13 protein-coding genes and 1 pseudogene are annotated in these 13,423 nt (G+C 76.4%); 8 read left to right on the forward strand and 6 right to left on the reverse strand.

What is annotated here, in order from left to right; translation table 11 throughout:
- Positions 1-117: 117 nt before the first annotated feature.
- Positions 118-1,956, reverse strand: coding sequence for a 2-oxoglutarate dehydrogenase, E2 component, dihydrolipoamide succinyltransferase (gene sucB / locus GSF02_RS17260; protein WP_159798613.1), 1,839 nt, complete (start codon positions 1,954-1,956; stop codon positions 118-120).
- A gap of 285 nt (positions 1,957-2,241) precedes the next feature.
- Between sucB and GSF02_RS17265 the strand changes: the two genes are divergently transcribed.
- The gene (locus tag GSF02_RS17265; RefSeq protein ID WP_159798614.1) at positions 2,242-3,102 is read left to right on the forward strand and encodes a class I SAM-dependent methyltransferase; all 861 of its coding nucleotides are present in this window, start codon (positions 2,242-2,244) and stop codon (positions 3,100-3,102) included.
- An 86-nt stretch (positions 3,103-3,188) separates the two neighbouring features.
- On the opposite strand, the gene GSF02_RS17270 is transcribed toward GSF02_RS17265, so the two are convergent.
- Positions 3,189-4,691: a leucyl aminopeptidase gene (locus tag GSF02_RS17270; protein ID WP_159798615.1), complete on the reverse strand. Its 1,503-nt coding sequence runs from the start codon at positions 4,689-4,691 to the stop codon at positions 3,189-3,191.
- A 63-nt stretch (positions 4,692-4,754) separates the two neighbouring features.
- Between GSF02_RS17270 and GSF02_RS17275 the strand changes: the two genes are divergently transcribed.
- Genes GSF02_RS17275 through GSF02_RS17290 form a run of 4 tightly spaced genes read left to right on the forward strand, consistent with a single transcriptional unit; the run spans position 4,755 to position 6,939 of the window.
- On the forward strand, positions 4,755-5,111 hold the full coding sequence (locus GSF02_RS17275) for a hypothetical protein (protein ID WP_159798616.1): 357 nt from the start codon (positions 4,755-4,757) through the stop codon (positions 5,109-5,111).
- Positions 5,108-5,602 (forward strand): hypothetical protein, encoded by a 495-nt coding sequence (locus GSF02_RS17280; protein ID WP_235915661.1) that lies wholly within the window; start codon positions 5,108-5,110, stop codon positions 5,600-5,602. The genes GSF02_RS17275 and GSF02_RS17280 overlap by 4 nt, the downstream gene beginning before the upstream one ends.
- 3 nt (positions 5,603-5,605) lie before the next feature.
- A complete protein-coding gene (locus GSF02_RS17285) occupies positions 5,606-6,724 on the forward strand; it encodes a quinone-dependent dihydroorotate dehydrogenase (protein ID WP_201308978.1) in 1,119 nt (372 codons plus the stop codon).
- Positions 6,721-6,939, forward strand: a complete 219-nt coding sequence (locus tag GSF02_RS17290; RefSeq protein ID WP_159798617.1) for a hypothetical protein — start codon at positions 6,721-6,723, stop codon at positions 6,937-6,939. The genes GSF02_RS17285 and GSF02_RS17290 overlap by 4 nt, the downstream gene beginning before the upstream one ends.
- A gap of 49 nt (positions 6,940-6,988) precedes the next feature.
- Here GSF02_RS17290 and yczR read toward each other — a convergent pair whose 3' ends face one another.
- A complete protein-coding gene (gene yczR / locus GSF02_RS17295; protein ID WP_159798618.1) occupies positions 6,989-8,476 on the reverse strand; it encodes a MocR-like transcription factor YczR in 1,488 nt (495 codons plus the stop codon).
- 62 nt (positions 8,477-8,538) lie between these two features.
- Between yczR and yczE the strand changes: the two genes are divergently transcribed.
- Complete coding sequence (yczE, locus tag GSF02_RS17300) at positions 8,539-9,183, forward strand: membrane protein YczE (protein ID WP_159798619.1); 645 nt, start codon at positions 8,539-8,541, stop codon at positions 9,181-9,183.
- Positions 9,184-9,254: 71 nt separating this feature from the next.
- Here the strand turns inward: yczE and GSF02_RS17305 are convergent, their stop codons facing one another.
- Both GSF02_RS17305 and GSF02_RS17310 read right to left on the reverse strand, forming a co-directional pair.
- Positions 9,255-10,268 carry an aldo/keto reductase family protein gene (locus GSF02_RS17305; protein ID WP_159798620.1) on the reverse strand — a complete coding sequence of 338 codons (1,014 nt, stop codon included), beginning with the start codon at positions 10,266-10,268 and terminating at the stop codon, positions 9,255-9,257.
- 91 nt (positions 10,269-10,359) lie between these two features.
- Complete coding sequence (locus GSF02_RS17310; protein WP_235915662.1) at positions 10,360-10,968, reverse strand: DUF3043 domain-containing protein; 609 nt, start codon at positions 10,966-10,968, stop codon at positions 10,360-10,362.
- A gap of 94 nt (positions 10,969-11,062) precedes the next feature.
- Between GSF02_RS17310 and GSF02_RS17315 the strand changes: the two genes are divergently transcribed.
- On the forward strand, positions 11,063-12,466 hold the full coding sequence (locus GSF02_RS17315; RefSeq protein ID WP_159798622.1) for a dipeptidase: 1,404 nt from the start codon (positions 11,063-11,065) through the stop codon (positions 12,464-12,466).
- Between the two features lie 85 nt (positions 12,467-12,551).
- Here GSF02_RS17315 and GSF02_RS17320 read toward each other — a convergent pair whose 3' ends face one another.
- Positions 12,552-13,097 carry an acyl-CoA thioesterase gene (locus tag GSF02_RS17320; RefSeq protein ID WP_159798623.1) on the reverse strand — a complete coding sequence of 182 codons (546 nt, stop codon included), beginning with the start codon at positions 13,095-13,097 and terminating at the stop codon, positions 12,552-12,554.
- A gap of 90 nt (positions 13,098-13,187) precedes the next feature.
- On the opposite strand from GSF02_RS17320, the pseudogene GSF02_RS17325 reads away from it, so the two are divergent.
- Positions 13,188-13,423, forward strand: a pseudogene (locus tag GSF02_RS17325) (hypothetical protein); the annotation flags it as partial.

The following is a 13,423-nucleotide window of genomic DNA, read 5'->3' on the forward strand; positions in this document are numbered from 1 at the left end:
GGTGGTCGCCGTGAGGTGACGGGCGCGGCACGACGACGGCGCCCGGCCCCCAACGCGGGGACCGGGCGCCGTCGTCGTGCCGGTGTCGCCCGGGCGGGCGACGTGGTCAGCCGACCGTCAGAGGCCGACCTCGGACTCGAACGCGCCCTCCTCGATGCGGGCCTTGATGGCCGTGAGGAAGCGCGCGGCGTCCGCACCGTCGACCAGGCGGTGGTCGTACGACAGGAACAGGTGCGCGAACTGGCGGATCGCGATGACGTCCTCGCCGTCCGGGCCCGTCACCACGGCCGGGCGCTTGGTGAGCGCGCCGGTGCCGAGGATCGCGACCTGGCCCACCGGGACGATCGGCGTGTCGATCAGCGCGCCGCCCGAGCCGGTGTTGGTGATGGTGAAGGTGCCGCCCGACAGCTCGTCCGGGGTCACCTTGTTGGCGCGGGTGCGCGCGCCGAGGTCGGCGATCTGGCGCGCGAGGCCGGCGAGGTTCAGGTCGCCGGCGTTCTTGATGACCGGGACCACCAGGCCGCGCTCGGTGTCGACGGCGATGCCGACGTTCTCCGAGCCGTGGTAGGTGACCTCGCCCTTCTCGACGTCGATCGAGGCGTTGATCTTCGGGAACGCCTTGAGCGCCTCGACCGCGGCCAGCGTGTAGAAGGGCAGGAAGGTCAGGTTCGCACCCTCGCGGGCCTTGAACGACTCCTTCGCCTTCGCGCGCAGCTTCGCGACCTTCGTGACGTCGACCTCGACCACCGTGGTGAGCTGGGCCTGCGTCTGCAGGGCCTCCACCATGCGCTCCGCCACGATCTTGCGCAGGCGGGACATCTTCTCGGTGGTGCCGCGCAGCGGCGAGACCGGCGGCACGGTGGTGGCGGCCTTCGGCGCCGCGGGCGCGGCGGCGGCCGGGGCGGCGGCGGGGGCCGGCGCGGCGGCCTTCTCCGCGGCGGCCAGCACGTCCTCCTTGCGGATGCGCCCGCCGACGCCGGTACCGGTGACCGTGGACAGGTCCACGCCCTTCTCGGCGGCGAGCTTGCGCACCAGCGGGGTGAGGTAGGACTTGCCCGCCTCCTGCTTCGGCGCCTCCTGCTTCGGCGCCTCCGGGGCGGCCTGCGCGGCGGGAGCCGGGGCCGGCTCGGCCTGGGCGGCCGGGGCCTGCGTGCCCTGCTGCTGCGGCGCCTGCTGCTGCGGCGCCTGCGGCTGCTCGGAGGGGGCGGCCGGCTCCGGAGCCGACTCCTGCTTCGGGGCCTCCTGCTGGGGGGCCTCCTGCTGCGGGGCGGGGGCCGGGGCGGCCTCGGCCGGCGCGGCGGCGCCCGAGCCGACGATCGCGAGCACGGCACCGACCTCGACGGTGTCGTCCTCGTTCACGAGGATCTGCTGCACGGTGCCGGCGACGGGCGAGGGGATCTCGGTGTCGACCTTGTCGGTGGAGACCTCGAGCAGCGCCTCGTCGACCTCGACGGTGTCGCCGACCTGCTTGAGCCAGCGGGTGACGGTGCCCTCGGTGACGGACTCGCCCAGCGCGGGGAGCGTGACCTCGGTGCCCTCGCCGCCGGCGGCGGGGGCGGACTCCTGGGCCTGGGCGGAGTCCTGGGCCGGGGCGGGAGCGGGCTCCTGGGAGGCCTCGGGGCCGGGCGCGGCCTCGGCGGCCGGCTGCTCGGCGGGCTTGGCGTCGGCCTCCTGCTCGGCGGCCGGCTCCGGCGCCGACCCGGCGGCACCCGAGCCCTGGCCGTCACCGATGACGGCGAGGGTGGCGCCCACCTCGACGGTGTCGTCCTCCTCGACGAGGATCTGCTCGAGCACACCCGCGACGGGCGAGGGGATCTCGGTGTCGACCTTGTCGGTGGAGACCTCGAGCAGCGGCTCGTCGACCTCGACGGTGTCGCCGACCTGCTTGAGCCAGCGGGTGACGGTGCCCTCGGTGACGGACTCGCCCAGGGCGGGCAGCTGCACGTTCTCAGACATGACCTGTGGGGTCTCCTTCGATCGATCGGTCAGGCGCGCGGGGCCTGGTGCACGCGGGCACTGCGTGTCATCTTGTCACTTCCGGCGACGGCTTCCCATTCAGTCGTCCGTCACACCGCTGTGACGCTGGGTACAGGCTCCGTGCACGGCGCGGAGGCGCATCCGGCACGCACAGGGTAGCGACCCGAGCCCGACGGCGCCCCAGGTGGCGGGCGTGCCGCGGCGTGCGTCGCGGCTGGCGCGGGCTCGCGGCACGGGGCGGGCCGACCCCGCTACGGTCGAGGGATGACGGCGCAGCCTCCCGCCCCCGGGCCCCACGCACACGACGACGCCGCCCCGGACGCCGCCCCGGACGCTGCCCCGGACGAGGCGCCCGCCCCCGTGCCCGGGGAGGCGCCCGACCCGTGGGCCGACCCCTGGTCCGCCGTGGCGGCCGGCTGGGCCCGTACGTGGGGCTCCTTCGCGCGCCCGGTGTGGGACCCGCTGCTGGCGGCGGCCGGCGTGGCGCCCGGTGCCCGCGTGCTCGACGTCGGGTGCGGCAGCGGGGAGCTGCTCGAGCACCTGGCCGCCCGCGGTGCCCGGCCCGTGGGCGTCGACCCGGCGCCGGGGATGGTGGCCCTCGCGCGCCGGCGCGCCCCTGGCGTCGCCGTGCACGCCGCCGCGTTCGAGGAGCTGCCCTTCGACGACGGTACGTTCGACGTCGTCACGGCCGTCAATGCCCTGCAGCTGGCCGACCCGGACGAGGCGCTCGACGAGGCAGCCCGCGTCCTGGTGCCCGGCGGGGCGCTCGCCCTGGCCGGCTGGGCGGAGCGCGAGCGCAACGACGTCGACGCCCTGGAGCGCGCCGTCGCCGTGGCGCTGGACGACGACCCGCCCACGGACGGGCCGCTGCGCCTGCCCGGCGGCCTCGAGGCGGCGCTCGGCGACGCCGGGCTCGCCGTCGTCGCCGCGGGCGTCGCCGCGGTGCCGTGGACGGCGCCCGACGACGACGCGCTCGTGGCCGGCATCCTGCTCGGCGAGGACGAGCCGGTGCTCGCCGAGCTGCGCGACGCCGTGCTGCGCGCCGCGCGTCCGTTCCGGACGGCGGGCGGGGGCTACCGCCTGCGCAACGCCTTCCGCTGGGCGGTCGGCCGCACCCTCGCCTGATGCACCCCGCCTGACGCACGCGAGACGACGACGGCACCGCCGCCGCGGGGAGCGGCACCGTCGTCGACTCGCGTGCGTGCGGGCCGTCAGCGGGCGGCCGCCGCCTCCAGGAAGCCGAGCATCGTGCGCACGCCCACGCCGGTGCCGCCCGTCGGGGTGTACCCGAAGGCGCCCTTCTCGTTGTAGGCGGGGCCGGCGATGTCCAGGTGCGCCCACGGCGTCGAGCCGACGAACTCGCGCAGGAACACCGCGGCGAACAGCATGCCGCCGGCGCGGTCGCTGGCCGAGTTGACCATGTCCGCCACCTTGGACTTCAGGTTGGCCTTGAGCTCCTCCGGCATCGGCATCGGCCAGAACTGCTCGCCGACGGCGTCCGCGGCGGCCTTGACCGCGTCGCGCACCTCGTCGGTGCCGAGCACGCCGGAGACGCGGTTGCCGAGCGCCACGACCTGCGCGCCGGTGAGCGTGGCGATGTCGAGCACCACGTCGTGGCCCTCCTCGACGGCGGCCACCAGGCCGTCGCCCATCACGAGGCGGCCCTCGGCGTCGGTGTTGGTGACCTCGACGGTCTTGCCGCCCTTCATGGTGATGACGTCGCCGGGGCGCTGGGCGTTGCCGCCGGGCATGTTCTCGGCCAGGCACAGGTAGCCGGTCACCGCGACGGGCAGGCCCAGGCGGGCGGCGGCGAGCACGGTGTGCAGCACCGCGGCCGCCCCCGACATGTCGGAGGTCATCGCCGGCATGCCCGCCGGCGGCTTGAGCGAGATGCCGCCGGTGTCGAACGTGATGCCCTTGCCCACCAGCGCCACCTTCGAGGCCGGCTTCGCCGGGGCGTAGGCCACCTTCACCAGGCGCGGAGGGCGGGACGAGCCCTGCCCGACGGCCAGGATGCCGCCGTAGCCGCCCGCGGCGAGCTGCTTCTCGTCGAGCACGGTGACCTTGACGCCCTTCGCGCCGAGCTCCTTGACGGCTGCCTTGGCCGCGTCCGCGAACGTCGCCGGGTACAGGTCGTTGGGGGCGGTGTTGATGAGGTCGCGGGTGCCGTGCACGGCGTCGGCCACCACCCGGGCGCGCTCCACGGCGGTCCTGGCCGACGCGCTGCGGGCGAACGGGGTGGCGACCTCGATGGTGCGCACCGCCGCGGCCTTCGCGGCGGCGTCGCCCGCGCGGTAGCGGGTGAAGGCGTAGGCGCCGAGCAGGGCGCCCTCGGCGACCGCGGCGAGGTCGGCCTCGTCGGCGGTCGGCAGGGCGACGACCGCCGACGCCGTGCCCGCGAGCCCGCGCAGCGCCGCGCCGGCCGCGCGGCGCAGCGTCTCCGCGCCGAACGTGCCGTCGGCCTGCCGCTCGCCCAGGCCCGTCAGCACGAGCACGTCCGCCTGCACGCCGGCTCCGGCGGGCAGCTTGCGGACCTCGTCGGGGGCGCCCGTCAGGCCGAGCTGCGGGGCGAGCGTCTCGATCTGGCGCACCAGGTCCTGGGGGAGCTGGTCGGCCACGACGGCCAGGCCGTCCGACGTCGAGCACGTGCCGACCACGAGGGCGTCGGCCTTGACGGAGGTGGGGTTCTTGGCGGTGAGAGTGAGGTCAGCCACGCCGCGATGCTATCCGCCACCCGGGCCGCGGGCGCGCCCCGGCGGCCCGGTAGTCTCGGGGCCGTGGTCGTCCCCCTGCTGATCCTCGCGGTCGCCCTGTGCGTGGCGCTCGCGGGCTGGGCGCTCGTGTTCGTCGTCAGAGACCGCGCCGTCATCCTCAAGCAGCTCTTCGGCGCTGCGGCCGTGGAGGCGGTGCTGCTGGTCCAGGCGGTCGTCGCGGGCATGCAGCTGCTCGGTGGTCACTCGGTGGACGGGGCGCTGTTCTGGGGCTACGTCGCCACGGCCCTGGTGCTGCTGCCGGTCGCCGCGGCGTGGGCCTTCGCCGAGCGGACGCGCTGGTCCTCGGTCGTCCTGGCCGTGGCCGCGCTGACGGTCGGCTTCCTCGAGTGGCGGTTGTGGCAGATCTGGGGTGCGGCATGAACGACGTCCTCGACCAGCGGGCCGCGGCGCGGCCGGGCGGGCGGGGCACCGGCCGCGGCTTCGGCCGCGTGCTGGTGACGGTGTACGGGATCCTGGCCTTCGCGGCCGTCGGGCGGTCGTCGTACGAGCTGGCGACCAAGTTCTCCGAGGCGCCGGTGGCGTACTCGCTGTCGACGTTCTCGGCGCTCGTCTACGTGGTCGCCACCCTCGCCCTGGCCAAGGGCCGCGGCGCCTGGCGCACGGTCGCCTGGGTGGCCGTGACGATCGAGGCGGTCGGCGTGGTGACCGTCGGCGCGCTGTCGCTGGCCTCGCCGGACGTCTTCGGCGAGACCACCGTGTGGTCCGGCTTCGGTCAGGGCTACGGGTACGTGCCGCTCGTCCTGCCGTTCGTCGGCCTGTGGTGGCTGTGGCGCCGCCGCGGCGACGCCGACCACGCCGACCACGCCGATCCCGCCGCCCCCGCCGCCACGGCCCCGACGACCGAGGACTGACCAGTGCCGACGCCCTACCACCTGTTCTTCGACGCCTTCTTCCGGGGCATGGACCCGGAGCGGGCCCACGGCCTGGCGTTCCGGGCCATCGAGCTGGCGGGACGCACGCCGGTGCTGCGCGACGTCGTCCAGGGAGCGCTCGCCCCCTATCTCGGGCGCGGCGCGGGCGGCCCGGGCAGCGTCGAGGTGCTCGGGCGCACGTTCCCGGCGCCGTTCGGGCTCGCGGGCGGGTTCGACAAGGACGCCCGCGCCGTGCGCGGGCTGACGATGCTCGGGTTCGGCTTCGTGGAGATCGGCACCGTGACGCCGCGGCCGCAGCCGGGCAACGAGGCGCCGCGCATGTTCCGCGAGCTCGGGCTGCGGGCGCTGCGCAACCGCATGGGCTTCAACAACGCGGGCGCGGCCGCGGCGGCGGCGCGGCTGCGCGAGCTGCGCGGCACGGCGGCCGGCCGGGCGGTGCGCGTCGGGGTCAACATCGGCAAGAACAAGACGACGCCGGCCGTCGACGCCGCTGCCGACTACGCCGCCTGCGCCCGCGAGCTCGCCCCGTACGCCGACTACCTCGTCGTGAACGTGTCGTCGCCGAACACGCCCGGCCTGCGCGACCTGCAGACCACCGCGGAGCTGCGGCCGATCCTGTCCGCCGCGCGCGAGGCGGCCGACGCCGCGACGGCGCAGGCCGGTGTGCCGCGGGTGCCGCTGCTGGTGAAGATCGCCCCCGACCTGGCGGACGAGGACGTCGACGCCGTGGCCGACCTGGTGCTCGAGCTCGGGCTCGACGGCGTCGCGGCCGTGAACACGACGATCCGGCACGAGCTGGGCCCCGGCGGCCTGTCGGGCCCGCCGCTGCTGGGCCGCGGCCTCGAGGTCGTCACCCGGCTGCGCGCCCGGCTCGGCACCGGCCCGGCGATCATCGGCAGCGGCGGCGTGACGACCGTCGACGACGCGCGCGCGTACCTGCGCGCCGGGGCGAACCTGGTCCAGGCCTACACCGGGTTCATCTACGAGGGGCCGCTGTGGCCCTCGCGCCTGAACCGGGCGCTGGCGGCCGACGCCCGCCTCGCCGGGACGGGCGACGGGACGGGGGCCGGGGCCGGCGCCCCGGCGCGCGCGGCGGGATGAGCGGCGTCGTGCGGCCCGAGTGGGAGTGGGCGCTGACCGACGCCGCCGGCGGACCGGCCGCGGGCACGATCAGCCCCGTGTTCACCGCGCAGTTCGACGCCGAGCAGTGGCTGGGCGAGCACTGGCGCTCCCTCGCCGCCGGCGGCGTCGCGCGGGCGCAGCTGCTGCACCGCGGCGAGCCCGCGGGGCCGGCCGTGGAGCTCACGGTCGCCTGACCGCTCGCCCCGGCCCCGGCCCAGGTGCGCCCGCGGCGACGCGCCGGCGTCAGGCGACCCGGGCCCAGGCCCGCGCGAGGCGCGGGACCGCGCGCTCGAGGTCGGCGGGGTCGCGGGTGAACGTCAGGCGCACGCGGTCCGCGCTGCCGCCGTCGGGCGTCAGGGTCGGGCCCGCGTTGACCAGCACGCCCTCGGCCGCGGCGGCGGCGGCGAAGGCCTGGGCGACCGGCCGCCCCAGCCCGGCCCACACGCACAGCCCGCCGGGCGGCGACGCGACCGTCCAGCCCGGCAGCTGCTCCCGCAGGGCACCCACGAGCACGTCGCGCCGCTCGCGCAGCACCGCCCGCCGGCCTGCCAGCACCTCGGCGCGGACGCCGAGCAGCTCGGCCACGGCGAGCTGCTCGAGCAGCGGGCTGGCGATGTCCACCGCGGCGCGGGTGCCGGCGAGCTGGGCGAGCACGTCGGGGTGTGCCCGGACCCAGCCGATCCGCAGGCCGCCCCAGAACGTCTTCGACGCCGAGCCCACCGTCACCACGTGCGGGGACGTGCCGTCGCCCGCCAGCGGCGGCGGCGCGTCCCCGGCGTCGGCGACCCGGCCGCCCGGGCCGTCCAGTGCGAGCTCGCTCAGCGTCTCGTCGGCCACGACGGTCACGCCGTGCCGGTCGGCCGCCGCGCGCACGGCCGCGCGCTCGGCCGGCGTGAGCGACCGGCCGGTGGGGTTGTGGAAGTCCGGGACCAGGTAGACGAGCCGCGGCCGCAGCCGCCCCATCGTCGAGGCGAGGAGCTCGACGTCGAAGGGCGCGGCGCGCGGCCCGTCGGCCGGGGGCACCGGCACGCCGACGACGCGGGCGCCGGCCTCGCGCAGCGCCTGGACCGCGTGCACGTACGTGGGCGACTGCGTCACGGCGACGTCGCGCGGCCGCAGGAACGTCCCGGCCAGCAGCGCCAGGGCGTGCTGGGCACCGGTGGTGACGAGGACCTGCTCGGGCGCCGTGGGCATCCCGCGCTCGGTGCAGCGCCGCGCGATCGCCGCCCGCAGCGCCGGCACGCCGAGCGGCTCGTAGCCGCCCGAGCCGAGGTAGTCCGGCAGCGCCTCGAGGGCGCGGGCGTACGCGGCGTGCAGCTGCGGGGGCGCGGGCGGCGTCGCCTGCGAGAGGTCGACGAGGTCGGCCCGGTCGGCGCCGGGCGGCGGGGCGGGCACGGGGGCGTCGCCGGCGTGCTCCCGGGCGTCCGCGGCGCGCCCGCCGCCCGCGGCGTGGGGCAGCACGGTGACCGTGCCGGAGCCGGTGCGGCTCGCCGCGAACCCCAGGTCCCGAAGGCGGCGGTACGCAGCGGTGGTCGTCGTGCGCGAGACGCCGAGGGCGGCCGCGAGCTCCCGCTCGCTCGGCAGCCGGGTGTGCGGCGGCAGCGTCCCGGCGAGCACGGCGGCGCGCAGGGCGTCGGCGAGGGCGCCGTAGGCCGGGCCGTCGGCGTGCCAGGCCCCGAGGAGCCGGACGGCGCCGGTGGGGGACAAGTGCCGGTGGACCGGGGGCGTCATGAGGCCAGTGTGCGCGGATTGGCTATGGATATCCAGGCCAGTCGCGCGGCAGGATGGTCGCCATGCACCTGTGGCGCCGTTCCCTCCAGCTCGTCCTCGGCCTCCTCGCCTTCGCGCTGTCCATGGCGATGCTCCTGCACGCCGGGTTCGGCGGGATGCCGTGGGACGTGCTGCACCAGGGCGTCGTGCGGCGCAACGGGCTGCCGTTCGGCGCCGTCGTCGTGGCCTCGAGCCTGCTGGTGCTCCTCGCGTGGGTGCCGCTGCGGCAGCGGCCCGGGCTGGGTACGGTCGCCAACGTCATGGTCATCGGCGTGTCCGTCGACCCGTGCCTCGCCCTGCTCGAGGCGGCCGCTCCGGACCCGGGCGCGGCGGCGCGCGTGGCGCTGGCCCTCGGCGGTGTGCTGGTCAACGGCGCCGCCACGGCCGCCTACATCGGCGCGCGGTTCGGGCCGGGCCCGCGCGACGGCCTCATGACGGGTCTCGTCGCCCGCACGGGGTGGCCGGTGCGGCGGGTCAAGACCCTCATCGAGGTGGCCGTCGTCGTGGTCGGCTGGGCCCTGGGCGGCACCTTCGGCTGGGCGACGGTGGTCTACGCCCTCGGCGTGGGGCCCGTGGTGCAGGTCGCGGCCCGGTGGCTGGCCCCGTCGGGCATCGCCGACGCGCCGCGCCGGGCCGCGGTCGGCACCCCGGAGACGCTCGCCCGCTGACCGGGCCGCACGCACGCCGGGCCCGCCCTCGGGGAAGAGGGCGGGCCCGGCGCGCGTGCGGCGCGAGCCGCTCAGCTCGGGCGGCGCTGCGGCGCGTTCTCGGCGGTCTTGGCGGCGTCGCGCACCACCACGCCGCCGAGGATCTCGTCGATGCGGGTCATGAGCCCGCCGGGGATCTCGACGCCGGAGGCCTTGACGTTCTCCGCCACCTGCTCGGGGCGCGAGGCCCCCACGAGCGCCGCGGCGACGTTGCGGTTCTGCAGCACCCACGCGATGGCGAGCTGCGCCTGGGTGAGGCCCAGCTCGTCGGCGACCGGCTTGAGCTGCTGCACGCGCGTGAGGACGTCCTCGGTCATGAACCGCTGGATGCCGCCGGTGGAGGCGTTCTTGTCGGCGGCGCGGGAGCCGGCCGGGGCGTCCTGGCCGGGCAGGTACTTGCCGGACAGCACGCCCTGCGCCATCGGCGACCAGACGATCTGGGAGACCCCGAGCTCCTCGGAGGCGGGGACGACCTCCGGCTCGATGACGCGCCACAGCATCGAGTACTGCGGCTGCGACGAGATGAGGTGGATGCCCAGCTCCTTTGCCAGGGCGTGCCCGGCGCGCAGCTGGTCGGCGGTCCACTCGCTGACGCCGATGTAGAGGGCCTTGCCCTGGCGCACGACGTCGGCGAACGCCTGCATCGTCTCCTCGAGCGGCGTCTCGGTGTCGTACCGGTGCGCCTGGTACAGGTCGACGTAGTCGGTGCCGAGCCGGCGCAGCGAGCCGTTGATGGACTCCATGATGTGCTTGCGCGACAGGCCGGAGTCGTTCGCGCCGCCGGGGCCGGTGGGCCAGTAGACCTTGGTGAAGATCTCCAGGCCCTCACGACGCTGGCCCCTGAGGGCCTCGCCGAGCACCGACTCCGCCTCGCCGTTCATGTAGACGTCGGCGGTGTCGAAGGAGGTGATGCCGGCGTCGAGCGCCGCGTGGACGGACTTGATCGCCGTCTCGTTCTCGACCTGGCCCCCGTGGGTGAGCCAGTTGCCGAACGTGATCTCGGTGATCTTGAGCCCGCTGTTGCCGAGGTAGCGGTAGTTGACCATGGCATCACCGTAGCGTCGCATCGTTTCGACCCGCAGCCGGGAGCGGCGCCCGGGCACCGGGCCGCCAACGGCGCCCGGTGCCCGAGGCGGGTCACTCGGGCCAGACGCCGTGCTTCTTGTGCATGGGCTTGGGCATGCGCGACCGGCGGATCTGGAACGCGCGCATGATCGCGTACATGGCGGTGCCGCGCTCCACGACGCCGAACTTCGCCTGCAGCCGGCGCTTGAGGCGCTGCCACATGAGGAACGCGTCGCCGATGGCGATGAGCACGATGGCGTAGAGCGCGATCAGCACGTAGAACGCCAGCGCCGGCAGCTGCGCGACAGCGAAGTTCACGAGCACGAAGACGAGCGCGACGGGCAGGAAGAACTCCGCGATGTTCCAGCGGGCGTCGACGTAGTCGCGCACGTACCGGCGCTGCGGGCCCTGGTCGCGCGGCGGCATGTACCGCTCGTCGCCCTCCTGCATGGCCTTGTACTGGCGGGCGCGCTCCTCGCGCTGGCGCTCCCGCGCCGCCTTGGCCGCCGCCTTGCGGTCGGCCGGGACCAGCGGACGCTTGTTCCGCGCCTGCGCCTCGCTGCGCCTGGGCGTGGGGCGACCCTTGCCGTTCGACGGCTCGCCGGCCTGCTCGATCTTCGCGGCCTCGGTCACGGGGTCGGCGGGCGCCGCGGACGTGCCGGCCTTGTTGCGGGAGAACACGACCCCAGGGTAGTCGAGCGCGGGGCCGTCGTGGGCCCGCGCGCTCGGCGGCCCGGCTCGACGGACGGGGACCCGACGCCGGTAGCGTGGCCCCGTGACCGACACCACCACCGACGAGCCCACCAGGGACGACGTCGCCGCGCTGCGCGAGCGCGTCGAGGCGCTGTTCCCCGCCCTGCAGGCCGACCTCGAGGCCCTCGTGCGCATCCCGAGCGTCTCCGCGGCCGCCTTCGACCAGGCGCACGTCGCGGCCTCCGCCGACGCCGTCGCGACGCTGCTGCGCGACGCCGGGCTGCCCGACGTGCAGATCCTGCGCTCGGCGCGCCCCGACGGCATGCCCGGTGCGCCCGCCGTCGTCGCCCGCCGCCCCGCGCCCGCGGGCGCCCCGACCGTGCTGCTGTACGCCCATCACGACGTGCAGCCGCCGGGGGAGGGCTGGACGACCGACCCGTTCGAGCCGGTGCAGGTGGGCGAGCGCCTCTACGGCCGGGGCGCCGCCGACGACAAGGCAGGCATCGCGGCGCACGTCGGCGCCCTGCGCGCCCTGGGCGAGCTCGCGGCCGCCGGCGACGAGACGCCGGTGGGCGTCACGGTGTTCGTCGAGGGCGAGGAGGAGTCCGGCTCGCCGTCGTTCCACCAGTTCCTCACCGACCACCGGGAGCTGCTGCGCGCGGACGTCATCGTCGTGGCCGACTCGACCAACTGGAAGGTCGGCACCCCGGCGCTCACGACGTCGCTGCGCGGCCTCGTGGACGGCGTCGTCGAAGTGGAGGTGCTCCAGCACGCGGGGCACTCCGGCATGTTCGGCGGGCCCGTCCTCGACGCCAACGTGCAGCTCGCGCGCCTGCTCGCCACGCTGCACGACGACGCCGGCAACGTCGCCGTCGCGGGCCTCGTGACCGCCCCGGAGCCGGAGGTGGACTACGACGAGGCGCAGTTCCGCGCCGACGCGACGGTGCTCGACGGCGTCGCGCTGGCCGGCGAGGGCACCATCGCCGGGCGCCTGTGGGCCAAGCCCGCGCTCAGCGTCATCGGGATCGACGCCACGTCCGTCGCGCACGCCTCCAACACGATCGCGCCGCGCTCCCGGGCGAAGCTCTCGCTGCGGCTCGCGCCCGGGCAGGACCCCGAGGCGGCCGACCGCGCCCTGGCCGACCACCTCGCCGCGCACGCTCCTGCGGGCGCGCGGGTCGGCTGGACCCGCTGGGAGGAGGGCAAGCCCTTCCTCGCGCCGGGCGACTCGGCGGCGATGCGGGCGGCGCGCTCGGCGTTCACCGCCGCGTGGGGCACCGAGCCCGTGGACATCGGCGTGGGCGGCTCGATCCCGTTCATCGCCGACCTGCTCGAGGTGTTCCCCGACGCTGCGATCCTGGTGACGGGCGTCGAGGACCCCGACTCCCGCGCCCACGGCGCTGACGAGTCGGTGCACCTGGGCGAGCTGCGCAAGGTGGTGCTCGCCGAGGCGCTGCTGCTGCGCCGGGTTGCCGAAGGGCTCTGACCCGCGCCGCGGGCCGACCAGACCGCCGCAGGGCGGCCGCCCCGAGGGCCGCCGCCCTGCGGCGGCCCGGATGGCTGCGCCCTGCTCAGCGGGGGAGCTTGGCGCGGTGCGCCACGTCGACCGAGCGTGCCCAGGCAGCGACCTCGGCGGGCAGCTCGGGGCTGCGCTCGGGGGCGCCGTCGCCCATGAGCGCGACGACGTCGGGCGCCGGGACGCGCGTGCCGCCCGGGCCGAGGAACCGCGCGGCGACCCACGCGGTCGCGTACCGCTCGCCGTCCTTGGTGAAGACCTGCTCCAGGTAGACCACGCGTGGGTCCCAGCCCAGCAGCCGCGTGGTGATGGTGAAGCGGTCCCACAGGCGCAGGGAGCGCTTGTACTTGACCGTGGAGGCCGCCACGACGGGGTACCAGCGCCGGTCGCCCATGCGGCGGTAGCCGTCGAGGTCGGCGATGTAGTTGGCCCGCGCCACGTCCATCATCTGCAGGTACACGCCGTTGTTGACGTGCATGTACAGGTCGAGGTCCAACGGGTGCACCCGCATCACGGTGACCGACGGGTCGAGGACCCCCTGGCCCGGGACGGCCTTGCGCGGCCGGTAGGAGGCCAGGGCGAGCTGCAGTGTCCGCGTCACGCGGGCAGGCTACTACCCGCGACCGGCGGTACCAGGAAAAGCGTCGCTCGCGCGCTGCCGCGGGGAGGCCGGCTGTGCCACCATCGACGCGTGCACGCGCTGCTGCTGGCCGCCGACCCCCGCACCGCCGCGGGGCTGGCCGCCGCGTGGCGCGCCGGGGGAGCGGGCACGGTCGAGGCCGGGGTGCTCCCGACGCCGCCACCCGCCCCCGCCGGCGACGCCGGGCGGCCGGTGCCGGGCGCCGCGCCGCCCCCGGTCCTCGTGCCGGTGACGGCGCTGGTGCGGCGACCCCCGCCGGGCGCCGGTGCCGGTGCCGGCGACCTGGA

This window comes from Puerhibacterium puerhi, from assembly GCF_009846865.1.
Classification (GTDB): domain Bacteria; phylum Actinomycetota; class Actinomycetes; order Actinomycetales; family Cellulomonadaceae; genus Puerhibacterium; species Puerhibacterium puerhi.